Here is a 17,583-nt window from a genome sequence, read left to right as displayed (position 1 = left end):
CCAGAATAAAGGTAATTTCAAACACTGTGAGGTTACTAGCGTATGAAACTTCCTGCTGGTAAAGTTCCGCCGAAAATCCTCGAAGAAATAGTCTTTGACCATTTAGGCACAAAACGCAAAGAAGTGGTTGTAGGTCCATCTTACGGTTTAGACGGAGCCGTAATTGAAATTGGAAGCAGGTTACTCATCACTTCTATGGATCCAATCACAGGAGCCTTGGAAAGAATAGGATGGCTAGCGGTGAACATAAACGCGAATGACGTAGCCACCTTCGGCGTAAAACCAGCCTTCTTCTCCTCCTGCCTTCTACTGCCTGAAAACGTAACAGAAAAAACTGTAGAAACCATTTGCAGGCAAATAGACTTTGGTGCTAAAAAACTCGGCATAGCCGTGACAGGGGGTCACTCAGAAACCACTCCTAACTTGCCATTTCCTATAGTTGTCGGTTGTTGTATGGGCATAGCTGAGAAAGGACATTATGTAACAGCGCGAGGAGCGAAGGCTGGCAACATGCTGATACTTACAAAATCTGTAGGTATGGAAGGTACAGCAATTCTAGCCACAGATAGACACACTCAACTTGCAAGAAAAATAGGAAAATCAATGTTGAAAAGGGCTGAGGGGTTTTTCAACCACATAAGTGTAGTGAAAGAAGCCATCTTAGCCTTCGAAACAGGTTGCATAACGGCGATGCATGACCCAACAGAAGGAGGAGTTGCTGGTGGAATACACGAATTAGCCGACGCTTCAAATGTAGGTTTCAAAGTTTATGAAGAAAAACTGTCAATCACCGGGGAAACACTGAAAATATGCCAATTCTTCCAAATTGACCCATTGCAACTTATTGCCTCTGGAAGCTTGTTAATTGCTGTGGAAAAAGGCTCTGCCGACAAAGTTGTGGAAGTTTTAGAGAAAAACAAGATTGCTGCGGCTGTTATAGGTGAATTTCTGCCTTCTCCAAAGAAACAACTGATAGTACGTAGAAATGGTCATGTGGAAGAATTGGTTAGACCAGTGTCTGATCATCTTTGGCTAGCCTTAGAAAAAAAGCCTATTAGTTAACTACATGCTTTTTCTTCAAGTATTCGGAGGCTTGCCTCGGTCTTTCTAATCTCTTAATTTTTTCCTGCAGTTTTTTGTAAACAAAATAGTTTCTCAAGTTTCTGAAGACTTCAAATACAATGTCTTTTTCATGAGCGTGAATAACGTTGAAGTCTGGATCTAAAACTATCTTATATCCCCTTGCAAGCATTTCTAAAGTCCAGTCATAATCTTCTCCGCCGTATTTTTTCGTTTCTGGAATTATGTTTAACAAGTTTTCGTCAAAAGGATATTCTTCCCATCTTGATTTCCGAATGATGCAGTTTATTGTGGAAATCCAACGTATTCCCTTCATCTGTTTCTCAACTAGATAAAAAAGTCTCTTTCCAAATCCTTTGTCTGATGGTAAGAAAAAGCCACTTACGCCCGCAACATCTTCACGTTCAAAGTGCTTCAATCCACTTTCCAGCCAATGCAACGACGTTGGCAGCGAATGTCCATTAGTTATACACACGAGCTCCTCTTTGGAAGATGCCACTCCAAGATTCGCCGAATAGGGATGTGAAAAATCTTCATGTTTGAATGTTAGAAGTCTAGAGTTAGAATAACTTTCCAAGCGTCTACTCACGCATCTTGTTTCTTTTTCACTGATAAAATCCATAACAATCAATATTTCAGAAGGAATAACTGTTTGATTTAGCAGACAATCTAAGACACCGCTGAACAGTTTTTCCCGACCAGCACATCTGATAACGACTGAAACGGTCATTTCAATTCTTCTGCCAAGGTTAAGCGCTTTCTTTTTCTACGTAACTTTCATGTCTACAGGATTTTAAAGTAATCGAAATGTCAGCGCTTACTTCTCTTCTCCAACTAAAACTAGTTTTAACTCTTGGCTCTAATGTTACGCAACATATTCTGGTATAAAACAATGACGGCGTATAATGCATACGACAGCAACAACTGAGGATAACGAATGGCAAATTTAAGTTCATTAGAAACAAAGAAGATACTTTTCTTTATTGTCCAAACAATTGGTGGTCGGTAATGAATACAGTAGGGCTCATAGGCGGAAACCACCTTGTAGCCTTTCTTACAAATCCACGATTTGATGTAAGCGTCTTCATACACATGTAGATTAGAAGGAATGTGGATATCTTTGACTGCTTCACGTCGCACCAGTAAGTCGTGGGTTCCACCTCTTTTTCCAAAAATCTTCAGTGTAACTCTTTCAAACAATTTCAAGACGGTTATATTTTTCAGCACCGACCAAACTTCTATTCCCCAAATTGCACCCACATCAGCTTTTATAAGCCTCTTTGCCTTCTTGAACCATCCTTTGCATAAGATGACGTCGCTGTCAACAAACACAAACCATTCAGTCGTGACCGCTTCTATAGCTTTTTGTCTTCCCTTTCCTCTTGTTCCTTTTTCACTAAGGAGAACAACATTATGGTGTTTTTTGTTGAATTTTCTAATTATTTTTAAAGTCTTATCTGTTGAAAAACCATCCACCACAATTAGTCGGTTAACTGGAACATAATTGTAGATGGAGCTTAAACACTTCCTTAATGTTCTTTCGCTGTTCTTTGTTAAGACGACTACATCTACCTTCATTAGATGTTCAACTCTGCAGTGGGTGGTGCTTAAAGATCTACTAGGCTCTTTCAATTGACAAAACACTTATAACATTTGTGCTTAAATAACCGACCGCTCTTAGCTTAAGAGTAAAAATCCTCAATGGGGCATCTTAAATGAGGCTCTCGCCTTCCAAAGTTCTTGGTTTATTCAAGCGTTCTCTCGCCTTTAACAAGCCTCATCACGTGCAATGGATGCTTACACGTCGGTGTAATTATCGCTGCAAAAGCTGTGATGTATGGCGAGACCAGAAACCGACAGCGGAGCTTTCCACCGATGAAGTGAAAGCAGGATTAGATGTTCTTCGCAAAATGGGAGTAATAGAAATTGTTCTCTCTGGAGGAAATCCCCTTTTACGTGAAGACATTCGGGAAATAATAGATTATGCCTCTCGATACTTTATCACAACAATTTATGACAATGGAAGTCAAGCTGTAAAAAAAATAGACGCTTTACAAAAAGCCGATTTCGTCGCCATATCCCTCGACACATTAGACGAGAAAAAATACAACTATCTAAAAGGTGTTCACGGTGCTTGGAAAAACGCGTTAAATGCAGTTCAAACTCTGCATAACCAAGGAATAACTGTAGGAGTTTCTCCTACCATCTCACAACTTAACATGCATGAGATACTGGATTTCACTGAACATTTTACTGAGAAGGGAATTCCCGTTCTTTATTGTTTATATCAACATGACTCTCTTGCGCAGCCATTGTTTCAAATAGGGGAGAAAGACAAAGAACTTGAAATCATGGACAATGAGGCTTTTGCAAAAATCTGCGACGCACTTGCAGAAAAGAAAGACAAATGTCAAGGAATTCTCATAACAAAAAAAATGCTAAACACCTTGAAAGAGTTACACTTAACTGGACAAAGAACCTGGGAATGTAAAGCTCTTCAATCCTTTTTCATGATAGACCCGCTTGGAAATGTGGCTGGTTGTCATCTTGAACAACCTGTTGCCACAGTTTTTGACTTACCTAAAGTATGGAACAGCCAAAGATTTGAGAACTCAAGAAAAATGTACCGGAAATGCAAAAAATGCTCCTACATGTGTTACATGTTCTATTCCCTACATGCAAATATCCAAGGCAACATAGAAATAGTAAGGGACCAATGGAAAAACGCCAAAACAATATTGACCCGCTAAAACATGTTAGGCTTCAATGTTTGGTAAGACAAAAATTGAATTGTGAACTGGCAAAGGTGAAGATTTTTAAGAAGGATTTAGTTAGAGTTTGTAGCCAATTTTTCTGAGAAACTCCTTTCTCGCCTTGACATCGCTTTTAGTTTCGATTCCTTTGCTTCTTAAACCGTCTACCACACCAAGTACTCCTCTTCCTTGCTCCGTTTCACACACAATAATCTGCAACGGGTTGGCTGTAGCGGCATAAATGGTGCATACTTCTGACACTTGTTTAATTTTGTTTAAGATGTTGATGGGGTAGGCGTTCTTGATGAAAATTATAAAACAGTGACCGCAGCTAAGCTCAAATGCTTTTTGAGTCGCTAGATGTTTCAGTTCGTCGTCGTTGCCTTCGCTTCTCACCAAACACGGACCAGAGCTTTCGCAGAAGCCTACACCGAATTTTATGTTTGGAACTGACTCTACTAATACTTCGTAAAGATCTTCAACGGTTTTGATGAAATGTGCCATGCCCAAAATAACATTGCAGTCTTTCACCGCCTCAATTTTCACCACTTTAACATCCAACTTGTCTCACCATCACTTCTGAACTAGTATTGTGTTATCTGTCTTTATTCTGTTTGGTTAAGGTCTTAATGGCGACATTGCTCTGAGTCGTTTTACAACTTTCGGTAATACTTGAAGAATGTAGTCAATATCCTCTTCGGTATTATACTTTCCAAGCGAGAGTCTTAAACTGCCACGAGCTTCCTCTGGCTTTAATCCGATGGCGAGAAGCACGTGGCTTGGTTCTCCAGCCATTGAGGAACAAGCAGACCCTGAGGATGCAGCTATTCCTTCCGTGTCGAGGCCTAGAACCACGGCTTCTCCTTCTATGTAAGAGAATCGGAAATTTGTATTGTTGGAAAGTCTTTTCGTAGGGTGACCATTAAGATACGTATCTTCAATTTCTAAAGTGCCTTTTATCAGCTTGTCACGTAGACAAGTGAGTAGTTCTGCCTCTGGCTTCATCTCTTCTTTTCGAAGTTCCACTGCCTTGGCGAAACCTACTATTCCTGGCACGTTTTCGGTTCCCGATCTTAGGCCGAATTCGTGTCCACCACCATGTATTAAAGGTTCAATTTTGAAGTTTTTATTGATGTACAAAGCGCCAACGCCTTTTGGTCCATATAGTTTATGTGCGTTAATCGTCATGAAGTCGATGTTCATTTTTTTGACGTTGATGGGTAGTTTGCCAAAGCTTTGAACTGCGTCTGTGTGGAAAGAGGTATTGTGTTCGTGGCATGTTCTCACAATTTCTTCGATTGACTGAACTGTTCCGATTTCATTGTTTCCGTGAACGACGGATACGAGAGTCACGTTTTCTTTTAACGCTTCTTCAAGAGCGTCCATTTTCAGTAAGCCATATTGGTCAACTGGTAAGTACGTGACCTTAAACCCCTGCTTCTCCAGCCATTTTGCCGAGTTTAATATGCAGTCATGGTCAATTGTAGAAACCGCAATGTGGCATCTGGCTTTTCCTTTTTTAAAAGCATGCCCTTTCAGCACAAGATTGTTAGCTTCTGTTGCACTCCCCGTGAATATTAGTTCGTTTGCGTCAGCGCCCATGAACCTAGCTATTGTCTCTCTAGACGTTTCCAAGGCTTTTTTGGCTTCGACACCGAAAGAGTTCAGTGAAGAAGCGTTACCATAAAACTTGGTGAAATAGGGCTGCATAGCTTTGACTACACGTGGATCGACGGAAGTTGTGGCAGCATAGTCCACATAGACTTTTCTGATGGCTAATCCACTCCTCTGGTAAAGAAGGAAGATACCCAAGCATATTTTAACTTATTTCCAGTGCGGGTCCGAGGGGATTTGAACCCCCGGTCTCCGGCTCCGAAGGCCAGCGCCTTAATCCAGACTAGGCTACGGACCCACACAAGAGATAGAGAATAGGTGATTAAAGAGTTTCTTTCTGAAAATGCTTATAATTAGCAGTTGTTTATTTCTAATTTTACAGCTGAGTTGTGGGCCGGTAGCTCAGTATGGCTGGAGCGTTCGGCTGATAACCGAAAGGTCGAGAGTTCAAATCTCTCCCGGCCCACTTGAGTTTCTTCCACAAGTCCTAAAAACTGAAGTTACCTAGTAATTGAGTCTAAGCTAAAATAGGTGAGATGTCTTGAGCAAGAAGCCTGTTCTCTTGATGTTTTTGGCTATGATTCTCATGGGAGTGTTAGTTGTATCTATTAATGTTCATAGAGTTGAAGCGCAACTTCTTACAGTCTACATTAAGGCCAATGGTGACGTTGATCCTTCTTGGGTGCCAATCCAAAGAAACGGTGATGTCTACACGTTCACTGGTGACATTATGGTTGATGGCGACGCCACTGGAATGATAATCGAAAGAGACAACATGACGCTTGATGGAGCAAATAATCACTTCTCACGTTCACCATTACTTGTGTATGCCATTGGGATAGAACTCACTGGAAGACACAATGTGACGATTACGAACTTGGTGATTTCTGACTTCTCTGATGGCATTTTCTTGAATTCCACTTCCCAAGTAACAATCAGGCATAACACCATTCAATATCAGAGTGACGGTGAAGGCGTGCGAGTCTACTTCTCTTCTAATGTCACCATCTCAGAAAATGAGATAAACAACAACCTTAGCGGTATCCATATCTGGGCTTCTTCAGACAATGAAATCATAGGAAACAATCTGACGGCAAACAATGGCGGCATCGCTCTTGGCGGAGACAATAATACACTCTACAGGAACAACGTACAGGCGAAGTACATAGGCATCGACATCTTTGGAAGCTACAACATTATATCGGGGAACAACATAACAAATTGCGACACAGGGTTCTTCTTTGGTATGGATACGGTTTATGACACCGTCTCAGGAAACAACATAGAAAACAACAATTATTCATTATATTTTGAGCAGGCCTTAAACCATAGCATAATCGGAAACAACATTGCGAACAACAAGAAGTACGGTGTCCTCCTTGACTGGTACTCCTTTAATATGCGAATATACCATAACGCATTCGTCAACAACACGAATCACATGGATGTTTCCAATCCTGCCAATCTTAACTTCTTAGACAATGGTATTGAGGGTAACTACTGGAGCAACTACACTGGTGTTGACTCAAACCATGACGGGATAGGTGATACGAACCACACTATCAACGCAAATAACGTGGACATGTACCCATTGATGGGCCCTTTTCACAATTTCAACACTTCTGCAGGTGAGTATGTCAGCGTTGTTTCCAACTCCACAGTAACATACTTCAACTATGCAGAGACTAAGGGCTGGATTACAATACAAGTTCGCAACGCTACAACAGAACAGACTTTTGGCTTCTGCAGAGTCTCAATACCGCATAATTTGATAGATCCAGAAGTCACTTGGATCAACGTTGTCATCGATGATGGAACAGTGACACCCCTTTTCTTCAACAACACACTATATGACAACGGCACCCATCGATGGATATACGTCGCTTACCCCCACCCATATTCATTGCACGAAATAGTGATAATTCCAGAGTTTCCATCATTCCTCATTCTACCGCTATTCATGATGGCAACACTACTAGCAGTCATGATCTACAAAAGAAAACATTCTAACAAAGTACATACACAGGTTAATCACGTTCAGGTTTTCGAGTCTTGTTCGTTTGTTCCTTGAACCTTTCTCCTCCCCCTATGCCCCTTTCCTTAGAATAGCCTTGATTTGAGTCTCTTTTGGATGCCCTTAGGTGTATCGGTGTATCACGATAAAAACTGTGTTAGAGGGTTTATTAATGACTCCATTGGTTTTAGGGTTTGAGATGGAGAACACGGATGCAGTTCGGTTGGAAAATTTGAGAATAGGGAGAGACATTAGACTAGGGGCTTTAAAGAACTTAGTAGAGTTTCATGTATACTTGTGATTGAGGGTCTCTCTGTTCTATCCATCCTCTCTGTACTACATGGCTTGTCTCTATTGCCTCATTATTCATATAGCTGGTCTCCCTTTGAACCGTTAGGTTATATTCCAGAAATTTTATGAAAGAGTACCTTTGGTTTCCTTTATCTTTAAGTACTGATTCTGTGGTTGAAAGACAAGAGATTAGTATACAGTAAATATAATCTAAAAGGGAACTTAGAGGCAACAGAGACAACAACCGATAACAGAGAGACCAACCAAAGACCTAGCCTAGAAAACAGAGGAAGATAATCCCAGAAAACAGTCATGACAACCCTACCCCAATAACCATAACCCTAGTGGACGGTTGTATTTTGTAATTTACCAATCATAGGGTATCCAGATTATAGGAGTGTTTCTGATTGTTGTTGGATCTGTTTCAGGGAAGGATAGGTTTGTTTCTGGAGTGTTAAAGTTGTTTCCAGAGGGACGGATAATGAGGACGGAAAGGGACGGTAGTACTACTATATCTGGTCTAAAGGTACAATCTGGTAACGGTACTGATAATAAGAATAATAGAGAACTCCCTAAGATATACTAGAAGAATCTTCCATGTCTATTTATTAGCTAACTGCACTTATCATGTAGTGGAGATATCAGACATTATAAGTCCCACATCGGGAGATATCTCCTTTTGTCCGGGGTTCAAATCCGACCCCCCGCACTTCAACAAACCCGCGCGCGCATGAATATAAGACTTATTTATGTACTCCTGTGTACGATGAATACACTCAATCTGGGATTACGAACAAATGATGCTATCTTGTATGGAGAAAGCAAACTACACAGTTGACATGCGCGCGCGTAAAACTAAACGGTTATCATTTATTTTGATTGAATAATTAATTATTCAGAAAAACCATCAGACTAAGTACAAAGTAGTAGAGTTGATAGGGATAGACTCCTAATCTTTCAAGCAGACCCCTATATTTGCTTCTGATGAATATCCCTGAGATAATTACAAGAATTAGTGAAACTATCGCGGAAATGAGTGAATAGGTTGCAAAAGTATTCCATACTTCTACCAACTGTAATCGAAACCACAGTGCCACCATCCCACCAATTGTTAATAATCCCGACCCAACCACAAGAATTAGGTGCATCTTCCCTCTGAGAGTGATTATTTCACCCCCAGCATCAAGAGGGAAGAAGAGAGCAACGAGTATTCCCAAAACTGAACTAGTTAAAAATAAAACAGGTCCTACAATTGAACCTCCACCATTGTTTATCCCATCATGTACTCCAATGTAAAATACAAACAGCAAAACACTAGAAGCAATAATGAAAGACTGCATTAGTCCTTTGTTTGGAGCGCCAACTGCAAATAGTGAACTAATATCATCTTGAATATGACTATAGTCTGGCTGCAAAATGCCCCCAAGAATCCACATAACGGTATATACGATTGGACTAAGCATTCCACAAATTGCTAAAATCTGAAAGATGTTCATAATTTCCCCGTTTTGATGTTTAGATCACACCTTCACTTAAATCCTACGCGTGTATTAAACAAAAAAGGGGAGTTTGCGGGGGAAGGGATATTGGGAGATATCTCCACTGTGGGTGGGGTTCGAATCCCACCCTGCCCACTGCAAGCTTGAGCTTGGCAGTTAAGTTCATATAATTGGCTGTAGTCCCTTTGTGGGACAAAATAGGATGATACACGAGCTCAGAAAGAGGGACTACCAGAAGGTTCAACCACTATTCGAGGAATTAGAGTGGAACCTAATCACGAGTGCTGTCATCGAGGGAACCAGCCCCGGAAGAGTCTATGCAGATCGTGTCGAGGATCCGAGAACAGCATTCATGTGCACCGTTGAAGGATACTACCTGGCAGGATATGACAACAACGATGAGTTCAACACCTCTCTGAACAAACTCATATTTGCGAGGATTTTCGCCGGAGACACTGTCAGGAAGGATGAAACCGACGTTGCAATAGGCTTCCATCCAGATTCATGGAAGGAAAAGATGCCCATCATATTCCAAGGGAGGACTCCGCTGACAACGGCGCGCAGGCACTACGTCTGCACTGAGTTGAAAGTAGACCACTGGATGGATCATGTTCCAAAGGGATTTCAGATCCAACGCATAGATGAAAAACTCCTGCGAACGCCCCACTTGGAGATTCCAGAACACGTAACGGGTTGGATGAAGACAAACTGGGGCTCCATCTCCGACTTCATGAAGAAAGGCTTCGGCTTCTGCACATTACTTGACAAGCGGATTGTCAGTTGGAGCATTGCTGACTGCGTAAGCGGCAACGCCTGCGAAATCGGTATACACACGCGTGAAGACTACAGAAAACAGGGACTGGCCACTCTCACAGCTGCAGCAGCCGTCGACCACTCTCTGTCAAGCGGCTTCAGACAAGTCGGTTGGCACTGTGACGAATACAACCTAGGCTCGATCGGGGTCGCCGAGAAAGTAGGATTCAAACTGGAGAGAAAGTACATCCAATACTACGCATGCGCTAACGAGGCCCATCACCTTGAAGAAACAGCTCAAGCCCACTTCAGGGCAAAACGATACAAAGAAGCCATCGAAAGCTACGAGAAATTCTTTGCGACACCACCAGAAGAACTGCCGAAATGGCTCCGTGAAATACTGCCTCAAGAGCTCGGCACACACTACTTCCGCGTAGCCTATGCAAAAGCCGCAATTGGAGAAGACAATGGTGTCCTCAAATATCTTGAAAAAGCAGTAGACAACGGATGGCTCTACATAGACTTTTTGATGAGCTGTAAAGAATTCGAGAGCAAACATGGAACATCTGCTTGGAATAGCATTCTGAAAAAAATCCGGAAAAAACTGAATGCGCATTAAGACGCAAGTCTCTAATTTAAATGCGCGCGCAAATCAATGTCAGATTAAAACCTTTCAAACAATTCGAATCAGATAAGTCGAATAAAGGTATTTGCTAGACGCGATAAATTTTTATTTTCTATTAAGTTAGTAAGAACTATGAACAAGAAACATTTTTCAACTGAGGAAGCTAAGAAAATAGGTGAAGCACTTAATATAAACTGGAGCAAGTTTGATGTTGAACAATTTAGAATGGGGCTGGATGTAGAGCTCGAACATGGCAAGATAGATACCGACACTAATGTAACTAATGATGATCCGATAATGACCGGCAAAATTGCTCTGGCACACTTGAATGAATTTTCAGATTACTACACGAGACTCGATAAAATGGAAGAAGAAGCAAAGAAATTTCACAAAAAACAAAAAACATTGAAATAAAGAAAATCATTCCCAAAAGAACTCTATTCTTCTAAATTCTACAATCTGCCAAAATGCGCGCGAAATCTCGAATTTCGAGACTTCCAAACGAGACTTATCACACTATCCCGGCCCACTATATCATTTCTCCAGCTACACTGGAAAAAAATATTTAGTGGTCACTTGCGTTTGCGGAAAAACATGACTTCGTCGGGTGTGGTGCAGATGTATTCGAATTCAGCTTCAACAGTCCAAGTCTTATCCGAAAAATTCCCTTCTCCTCTGTTCAATTGTCTTTGCCCCAATTTTTTTTCTGGACAAGGACAATTGAGCTACCTTTACGCATGGTTAGTCACCTTTCGCTGCGCAATCCTACTGCGCCGCTGCCATGTTTATTCCTCCTGCCAAGCGAAGATGTGAACCATTGTATGCAAAGGATTATTTCTATCTCCTCAACGTTTAAGGTTTCAAACCCAAAAAAGGGGTCATTTAGCAACGCAGTATCTGCTTCAAAGGGAATCGAAAGTTTACGATTCCTCACCGTCATGTTTGGCTGGAAACATCTACGGTTCAAAAATCCCATTAAGAGAAAACTGAAAGAAATGTACTGTACTAAAAAAAATTTGGTACAAGTACATTTAGAGCGCGATTTCTAATGTCTCATTGGGGCAATGAAGAGGAGAAACAGCTTATTGAACAGCTACAAAGCAACGCATGAGCATTAAGGCTTTGGCTGGAAAATTTGACCGAAAGCCGAAAACGATTGAAAATAAGCTTCGCCATCTCGGGTTGAACGTTGCAGCCTCTAAGTTGGAACTCTCAGGTGAATTATATATTCCGCAAGAGCTTCACAGTTTGGAAGAAATTCTGAAGATTCTTGCCGGCGCAATTAAGAAGGCTTGCAAAGCGAGTTTAGGTCGAAATAAGCTTCAGCGACCACGTACCGCTTCTCGCCGATATCACAATCTAGCGCGTGCGAAATATGTATAGTAAGTGAAATTTGTAAAACACACGCACGTAGATCCTTGAAAAAATAGGGGATTGCAGAGGATACCTCCATGATGGCTGACAAAAATGCGGAATCATCAGGGACTATGTTCCACATGCGCCGAATCCTGGGAATCAGAAATAGATTAAGAAGATATGGAAGCAGAAGAAGCGTAACGTCTACTCATCCCATCATAATGTGTATTCTCTCCCATATTCTATCGTCTGAACGTTACTGCATTTTTTCTTGAATAAATGCTGGTTTTCCGTGTGTACTGGAAATATTCTCTTCGGCTTGATACAGTTGATTAGATCTGTCAATTGGTGTCTATTCATGTGCCCGGAAGCATGCAGCTGATGAAACTGCATTTCAAAATGGTTCAGCCAGTTATGCATTACCTGATCTTCAATATCTTCTTCACTGTAAGGTTCGCTCATGCTGTGGATGAAATGGCTGCCTGGACTCGGCTTAACGTCGATTAGTTCTGCAAACTGATAGAAATCCAAGTCCATAACCAGCTTACCCTGATTCTCGTGCACAGACTCATACGTAGCCATTTTATCCATGAAATCTCGCTCCCAAACATAATAGTCCTTCTCCTCGAACTTCCCAGACTTTTTCCGCTTATAGTAAACCAGAATATTCTCGTCCTTCAACGGGTCAGGAAGATCAAGGCGTCTGTCTTCCACAAGTCTGCTCAGCAAATGAGCCGTTTTTGGAGAAATAACAATCTTTCTACCTGTGTTCTTAGCCACGTTATAGAAACTTCTGAACCGGTCCATGTCCCTACTGTAACGAGTGACAAACACAATCTTACCGGTTGAAGCAACAACTTTGCCGCTTAGCGTTTCAACCTGCTGCTCAGAATAGTTCTTTCTCCGCTCCTCTTCAACCATTCTGGTGCCTTCGCATATCATGGCGGCAGGCTCAGATGTATGCGCCTTTTCAGCAAACTCTTCAGTCATATCCTTCTTGGGACCATGACTCCTAAGATCCCCGGTATACACAATCGTGCCTTCAGACGTGTGGACTAAGAAGCCGTAAGCAGCAGGAATCGAATGATCGACATGAACAGGCTCCACCACAAGGTCGCCAACCTTGATTCTGTCTCCAGTTCTAAACCTCTGAAACCGATGCTCCCCATAATCACAGAAGCTGCTGGTTTTCTCCATCGCTTCCAAAAACAGCTTAGTGCCCTCACCAAGATGCACCGGTATCTCTGGATCTAAAAACTGGACATGTTCTATGTGATCAAAGTGCGCGTGAGACAAAAACACAGCGTCAAACCTTGACTTCACATAAGGAACATCCGTGAACTGCAGCTGCTCCTCCGCATACAAACCCCTCAACTTCGGCAGCAAACCAAACTCAAAATAATCCCCTAATCCATTGATGCCTCTAGGAGAAAGCCAACCCGTAAAAAATCCACAACCCAAAGTGAAAGATTGACCGAAATCCAAGAAAACCCTGACATCGCCATCTTCCAACAAAACCTTGTTTCCACCAATCTCATCCACTCCACCGTAAAACGTTAAACTCACCATTTCAACCACGCCACCATTAACTCTCACTCAACCACATCTTTCACATAATCGGCAGAATAGCTTAACGGTTCTGAACCCAAAATCTCAATTCAAAAACAATCGACCTGCATGCATACGCATGTATGTCTTCTGCTTCAGTTTTTATGACTTTTAGAATAGACTTCGATTGCATGCGGGGGATATCTCCAGTTGGAGAGGCTTCAAATCTCTCCCAGCTACCCATTATTCTCCTCTTACAGTTACTGACTAAACGAAAAGGTTATATATCGCATGTGATATCTTTAGCAATATCTCTGGTGATATAGTGTTCGAGCATCCACCACACGAATTTGACCGCAGGATGAAGCGCACAGCAGGTGTACCAAGAGGTCTCCTTAGATTCTTGGTACTTAAGCTGCTGAAAGAAAAGCCGATGTCAGGAGCAGAGATCGTGGATGAAATTGAGAAAGAAACTGGCGGACGATGGAAGCCAAGTCCTGGATCAATCTATCCACTTCTAGCGCAGCTTCAAAACAAAGGCTACACAAAAGAGCTTCCAAAAGATGAAGTTGGAATGAAACATTACAAGCTTACAAAGGAAGGAGAAAAATTCTTTGAAGAACAAGCAAAGTTTGGAGAAAGACTTAGGAAAAAGTTGGAGTTTTTGGCACCTATATTAGTAGGAGGTTTCCAGATGGGCATCAATGGAGAGAAGCTGCGAGAGATCAGAGAACCTGCCAGACGACTTGTTACTGCACTCCTCGATCTGCGACTAACCCTAAAGGAAAATCTGACTACGCAAACTGCAAGAGAAGTAGCGCAAATTCTGAATGATAGCGCTGAAAAACTCGAGCAAATAATCGAGAGAATCAAGAAGGGATGACGGGTTGACAACACCAATCATTCAGACAGCTAATCTTCGAAAGACCTACATGCTTGGAAAGGTCCCGGTTGAAGCCCTAGTGGGTGTGGATTTGAGAATTGAAAAGGGTGATTTTCTCGCAATTCTCGGCCCTTCTGGAAGTGGAAAATCCACTTTGCTTAATATAATTGGTGCCTTGGACAAGTCAACAGACGGAAAAGTCTTCATAGAAGGCGTTGACATTTCCACATTGCATGACAACGGATTAGCTGATTTGCGGCGTAAAATAGGCTTCGTATTTCAATTCTTCAACCTAATTCCACGGCTAACTGCAAGAGGAAATGTTGAATTGACCATGGCAATACTCGGCTTGAGCAAGAAAGAGAGAAAGAAACGCGCCACAGAACTCCTCGAATCAGTGGGCTTGAAGGAAAGAATTAACCATAAACCGGCTGAACTCAGTGGTGGTGAACGTCAACGTGTGGCAATTGCCAGAGCCCTTGCAAACAATCCGAAATTTCTCCTAATGGATGAACCCACCGGAAACATAGATTCCAAAACTGCACACGAAATAATGGAGCTTGTTAATAGATTGAACAAAAAGAGAGGCATGACAACGGTAGTGATCACCCATGACAAGAACATAGCATCACAAGCTGGAAGAATAGTGCACATGGCTGACGGCTTGATAGTTCAGGAAGAGGTGAACTAGGATGAATATAAGTGATGTTTTCTCATACGCTTTCGGTGCAATAAAACTAAGGAAACTCCGTGCAGGCTTAACAACTCTGGGAGTAATCATTGGCATTGCAGCTATCGTTGCCTTGCTGTCAATTAGCCAAGGTCTCCAAATTACCATAACTGACCAACTTCAAACAGGATTCGCAACCGACACATTGATTGTTTCTACTGGGGGAGGCCTCGGTATGAATCCTGGCGCAATGACCGCAGTTGAATCAGATTTCGAATTGCTAGTTAATTATACAAAAATAATCGATGAAATAGAAAATGTTGAAATGTCAACGGCTGTAATTCAGAAGCTGTGTAACCTTAATTCTACAGAAGGAGAGCTCACGGTTACTATTGTAGGTGTAGATTTCGCCAAATATGCTAATATTTACAGTAGCACTTTTGTCGCTGAACGTGGTGAAACACCTTTAGATCCAGACAATGAAACAGTTGTAGTTGGGAAGTTGGTCAGTGACCCCGGGGATAATGGGACATTATTATTCGATGTAAATGATGCAATTGAGATCATTTGGACTCCCTCGCTGTACCAAGTTAAGACTTATACTGGCCATGTTACGGCTGTTCTTAAGGAGATTGGAGGCTTCGGCATTGGGCCTTCAGATTTTAGTGTTTACATTCCGATTTCGCAAGCTCAAAGTTTCTTTGGAACCGATGAATGTGATCAAATAATTGTGCAGTTGGAAAACGATGATAAAACAACGATTGAGAGTGTTTCTGAAGCCATAGATGAAGCCTTTAGCGATCAAGTCTCTGTCGTTTCTTCAATAGCTGTGCTTGATATTATGTCAAGTGTTTTCTCCACCGTAGAACTTTTCTTAGCTGGAATTGCTGCCATCTCACTTTTGGTGGCTGGCATAGGCATAATGAATATTATGATTGTTTCTTTGATGGAGCGTACAAGAGAGATAGGTATACTGAAGGCGTTAGGCATGAAAAGTCGAACGGTGCTTTCCATTTTCTTAAGCGAAGCAGTGATAGTTGGGTTGATGGGTGCAATATTTGGCATAGCTTCAGGTTGGGTTTTAGCAAACGTAGTTGCAAGAGTTTTTAGTGGAGGAGGCCCTTTCGGCATGTCAGGGGGAAATCAAGCAGCTACAGTCGGTGGAATGACGATAACCCCAGTTCTAACTCCAACAGTGCTTATAGGATCCCTTGCATTCGGCGTAGTAATTAGTGTAGTATTTGCAATCTATCCAGCTTGGCAAGCTTCAAGACGTAAACCAGTAGATGCTCTCAGATATGAGTGAGATGATGATGCATGCATTTAGAAAAAGAAGATGATGTAAGAGATATCTCCACTGTGGATGGGATTCGAATCCTACCAGCGGCGCCACTAAAGGTTATTGAACTACCCTGTCAAGAAAGATTATATCTTACTCTGAGATTCTTCCCACCACATAAACCCAGTTGGTGTCTAACTTGGTAAGTACCATGATGATCGAAACCAAAAACCTCACGAAGAAATTCAATGAACTCGCAGCAGTAGATCACATTTCATTTGACGTGAAAAGAGGCGAGGTTTTCGGTTTGCTTGGTCCTAATGGAGCTGGTAAAACCACGACAATAAGGATGCTCTCCACACTAACTAGGCCCACGGAGGGCACAGCCACAGTCGGCAACTACGACGTAGTAAAGGATGACCATGAGGTCAGGAAACTCATTGGCCTAGTTTCTGAAAAAATAATAATGTACGACCGCTTAACAGCCAAAGAAAATCTGTGGTTTTTCGGAAAACTCTACAATATCCCAAAAGAAATTCTCAACAAAAGGATAGACGAACTCCTAAAACTGGTTCAACTAAGTAATTGGAAAGATTCTCAGGTGGGCACCTTCTCATCAGGTATGAGGCAGAGGATGAATGTAATAAGGGCATTGCTTAACATGCCAGAAGTACTATTCCTAGATGAACCCACACTAGGTCTAGATCCTCAATCCTCAGTCGAAGTTAGAGAGTTCGTAAGGAAAATCAATAGAGAAAAGAAGACGACAATCATCATCACAACACACATGATGATTGAAGCTGACATGCTCTGCGACCGCATAGGCATCATAGACCATGGAAAAATCGTCGCCCTTGATACATCAACAAATCTGAAAAAGCTTGTTTCAGGAGCTGACGAAACTATCTTGGAACTAGAGATAGCAAATCTCACCACAAACATGGTCGCGTCGATACAGTCTCTAAAATGCGTCAACTCCGTCTCTCAGGACAACGCCACGCACATCAAGATTCATGCTAATGGTGACGAAACATTCGACGCTATTATCGATGCCATAAGAGCCGAGAAGGCCAAGATAACCTCAGTAAAAAACCTTGAACCCACACTTGAAGATGTGTTCCTACACGTCACTGGTCGCGAAGTTAGAGACAATGCAGATCGAAAAATACCATTGAGAGAGCACAGGCATTTTATGCCACGGCGGAGGGTGAGGTGAGG

17 protein-coding genes and 2 tRNA genes are annotated in these 17,583 nt (G+C 41.9%); 11 read left to right on the top strand and 8 right to left on the bottom strand.

Annotated elements, in window-relative coordinates:
• The first annotated feature begins 42 nt into the window (after positions 1-42).
• Entirely contained in the window at positions 43-1,062 is a 1,020-nt protein-coding gene (locus tag OEX01_01955; protein MDH5447752.1) for an AIR synthase family protein, read from the top strand.
• Here the strand turns inward: OEX01_01955 and OEX01_01950 are convergent.
• Together OEX01_01950 and OEX01_01945 are read right to left on the bottom strand one after the other, a co-directional pair.
• Positions 1,055-1,810, bottom strand: a complete 756-nt coding sequence (locus OEX01_01950; GenBank protein ID MDH5447751.1) for a glycosyltransferase — start codon at positions 1,808-1,810, stop codon at positions 1,055-1,057. The genes OEX01_01955 and OEX01_01950 overlap by 8 nt on opposite strands.
• 116 nt (positions 1,811-1,926) lie before the next feature.
• Positions 1,927-2,658: a glycosyltransferase family 2 protein gene (locus OEX01_01945; protein MDH5447750.1), complete on the bottom strand. Its 732-nt coding sequence runs from the start codon at positions 2,656-2,658 to the stop codon at positions 1,927-1,929.
• A 137-nt stretch (positions 2,659-2,795) separates the two neighbouring features.
• On the opposite strand from OEX01_01945, the gene OEX01_01940 reads away from it, so the two are divergent.
• Positions 2,796-3,830, top strand: a complete 1,035-nt coding sequence (locus OEX01_01940) for a radical SAM protein (protein ID MDH5447749.1) — start codon at positions 2,796-2,798, stop codon at positions 3,828-3,830.
• An 81-nt stretch (positions 3,831-3,911) separates the two neighbouring features.
• On the opposite strand, the gene OEX01_01935 is transcribed toward OEX01_01940, so the two are convergent.
• From OEX01_01935 to OEX01_01925, 3 genes are all read right to left on the bottom strand, one after another.
• Positions 3,912-4,394 carry an adenosine-specific kinase gene (locus OEX01_01935; GenBank protein ID MDH5447748.1) on the bottom strand — a complete coding sequence of 161 codons (483 nt, stop codon included), beginning with the start codon at positions 4,392-4,394 and terminating at the stop codon, positions 3,912-3,914.
• A gap of 57 nt (positions 4,395-4,451) precedes the next feature.
• Positions 4,452-5,606, bottom strand: a complete 1,155-nt coding sequence (locus OEX01_01930) for a cysteine desulfurase (GenBank protein ID MDH5447747.1) — start codon at positions 5,604-5,606, stop codon at positions 4,452-4,454.
• 63 nt (positions 5,607-5,669) lie between these two features.
• Positions 5,670-5,745, bottom strand: a tRNA-Arg gene (locus tag OEX01_01925).
• A gap of 93 nt (positions 5,746-5,838) precedes the next feature.
• On the opposite strand from OEX01_01925, the gene OEX01_01920 reads away from it, so the two are divergent.
• Positions 5,839-5,913: transfer RNA gene (locus tag OEX01_01920), tRNA-Ile, on the top strand.
• A 75-nt stretch (positions 5,914-5,988) separates the two neighbouring features.
• The gene (locus OEX01_01915; protein MDH5447746.1) at positions 5,989-7,518 is read left to right on the top strand and encodes a right-handed parallel beta-helix repeat-containing protein; all 1,530 of its coding nucleotides are present in this window, start codon (positions 5,989-5,991) and stop codon (positions 7,516-7,518) included.
• 1,121 nt (positions 7,519-8,639) lie between these two features.
• Here the strand turns inward: OEX01_01915 and OEX01_01910 are convergent.
• Positions 8,640-9,248, bottom strand: a complete 609-nt coding sequence (locus tag OEX01_01910; protein ID MDH5447745.1) for a DUF998 domain-containing protein — start codon at positions 9,246-9,248, stop codon at positions 8,640-8,642.
• A 205-nt stretch (positions 9,249-9,453) separates the two neighbouring features.
• Between OEX01_01910 and OEX01_01905 the strand changes: the two genes are divergently transcribed.
• Together OEX01_01905 and OEX01_01900 are read left to right on the top strand one after the other, a co-directional pair.
• Complete coding sequence (locus tag OEX01_01905) at positions 9,454-10,623, top strand: GNAT family N-acetyltransferase (GenBank protein MDH5447744.1); 1,170 nt, start codon at positions 9,454-9,456, stop codon at positions 10,621-10,623.
• Positions 10,624-10,761: 138 nt separating this feature from the next.
• Entirely contained in the window at positions 10,762-11,043 is a 282-nt protein-coding gene (locus OEX01_01900; GenBank protein ID MDH5447743.1) for a hypothetical protein, read from the top strand.
• A 331-nt stretch (positions 11,044-11,374) separates the two neighbouring features.
• Here OEX01_01900 and OEX01_01895 read toward each other — a convergent pair whose 3' ends face one another.
• A complete protein-coding gene (locus OEX01_01895) occupies positions 11,375-11,563 on the bottom strand; it encodes a hypothetical protein (protein ID MDH5447742.1) in 189 nt (62 codons plus the stop codon).
• A gap of 173 nt (positions 11,564-11,736) precedes the next feature.
• On the opposite strand from OEX01_01895, the gene OEX01_01890 reads away from it, so the two are divergent.
• Positions 11,737-12,012 carry a hypothetical protein gene (locus OEX01_01890; protein MDH5447741.1) on the top strand — a complete coding sequence of 92 codons (276 nt, stop codon included), beginning with the start codon at positions 11,737-11,739 and terminating at the stop codon, positions 12,010-12,012.
• Positions 12,013-12,201: 189 nt separating this feature from the next.
• Here the strand turns inward: OEX01_01890 and OEX01_01885 are convergent, their stop codons facing one another.
• Complete coding sequence (locus tag OEX01_01885) at positions 12,202-13,581, bottom strand: MBL fold metallo-hydrolase (GenBank protein ID MDH5447740.1); 1,380 nt, start codon at positions 13,579-13,581, stop codon at positions 12,202-12,204.
• A gap of 355 nt (positions 13,582-13,936) precedes the next feature.
• Here OEX01_01885 and OEX01_01880 point away from each other — a divergent pair, with 355 nt between their 5' ends.
• From OEX01_01880 to OEX01_01865, 4 genes are all read left to right on the top strand, one after another.
• Complete coding sequence (locus OEX01_01880) at positions 13,937-14,416, top strand: PadR family transcriptional regulator (protein MDH5447739.1); 480 nt, start codon at positions 13,937-13,939, stop codon at positions 14,414-14,416.
• A gap of 16 nt (positions 14,417-14,432) precedes the next feature.
• A complete protein-coding gene (locus tag OEX01_01875; protein MDH5447738.1) occupies positions 14,433-15,107 on the top strand; it encodes an ABC transporter ATP-binding protein in 675 nt (224 codons plus the stop codon).
• A 1-nt stretch (position 15,108) separates the two neighbouring features.
• Positions 15,109-16,392: an ABC transporter permease gene (locus OEX01_01870; protein MDH5447737.1), complete on the top strand. Its 1,284-nt coding sequence runs from the start codon at positions 15,109-15,111 to the stop codon at positions 16,390-16,392.
• A gap of 172 nt (positions 16,393-16,564) precedes the next feature.
• Complete coding sequence (locus tag OEX01_01865; GenBank protein MDH5447736.1) at positions 16,565-17,581, top strand: ATP-binding cassette domain-containing protein; 1,017 nt, start codon at positions 16,565-16,567, stop codon at positions 17,579-17,581.
• The last annotated feature ends 2 nt before the right edge of the window (positions 17,582-17,583 follow it).

This window comes from Candidatus Bathyarchaeota archaeon (assembly GCA_029882535.1).
Lineage (GTDB): Archaea > Thermoproteota > Bathyarchaeia > Bathyarchaeales > SOJC01 > JAOUKM01.
Note: the sequence above shows the minus strand (reverse complement) of the source record. Positions and strands in the feature narration are given on the sequence as shown.